Source organism: Corynebacterium sp. TAE3-ERU30, from assembly GCF_019209925.1.
Taxonomy (GTDB): Bacteria; Actinomycetota; Actinomycetes; order Mycobacteriales; family Mycobacteriaceae; genus Corynebacterium; species Corynebacterium megadyptis.
In genome coordinates, this window is the sequence record NZ_JAHUTO010000013.1 from 1 (window position 1) to 1,003 (window position 1,003).

General features: G+C 35.0%; 1 protein-coding gene. It reads left to right on the forward strand.

Annotated features, from left to right (window positions below; all coding sequences use genetic code 11):
• Window positions 1–1,003, forward strand: a 1,003-nt coding sequence (locus KR227_RS10720; RefSeq protein WP_218365323.1) for an MmgE/PrpD family protein, incomplete at both ends; no start/stop codon positions are given.

The following is a 1,003-nucleotide window of genomic DNA, read 5'->3' on the forward strand; positions in this document are numbered from 1 at the left end:
TGTTGATTTTATTTTGAATAGCAGATATGAGAAATTATCAGGTAATACAATAACGACTATAAAAAGAGCTTTTATAGATACGATAGCTGTTACTGTTGCCGCTGAAAATCAATCTTTGAGTTTGATTTTGCTGCAGGTGCATAAAGAGTTAAGTTTTGAAAAAACAGATACAACGTTTGCCACTGCAATAAAAAGTGATCCTTTTGAATACGCTTTTTTATTTGGAGTAATGTCTCATATTTTAGACTATGATGATGTCAATTTTACTTTTTATGGGCATCCGTCGGTTACTTTAATACCTATTATATTAGCGCTAGCTAAAGAAAATAATCTTACAGGAAGTGAGATGATGGAAGCTTATAGTGTCGGTTTCGAAGTGCAAGCAAGACTCGGTGAGAGTATGGGATCAGAACAATATCAGACCGGATGGCATACGACATCAACTATAGGGATTTATGGAGCTGTTGCAGCAGCTAGCAAACTACTAAGTTTCAATGAAAAACAAATTAAACATGCCTTTGGAATAGCAAGTTCATTTGCTTCTGGAACACGGAAAAACTTTGGGACGATGACAAAGCCAATCCATGTTGGACTCGTTGCAAGAAATGCTTATTTAATATCGAAAATGGTAGCGAGTGGAGTAACAGGAAGTGAGGACATTTTTAGCTCGCCACTTTCGATCGATAGTATAACTACTCATAAAATGGTAGATTTTTCTGCGTTGAAAAAATTAGGGAAGGAATGGGAGATTGAGCAAAACGGTATAATTTTCAAGAAATATCCTTGCTGTGCATTTACACATCGTTCAATTGATGCAGTTTTGGATATTGTTAATAAAAATGAGATAAAACTAACCGATGTTGTTAAAATGGAAGCGTTAGTTCATTATAAAGTACCTACCGTATTAATATATGATCAACCCAAAACCCCTACTCAAGCTCAATTTAGCATGAATTATTGTTTGGCCGCAGCTTTTGTTGATAAAGAAATCAACTTGTCTACT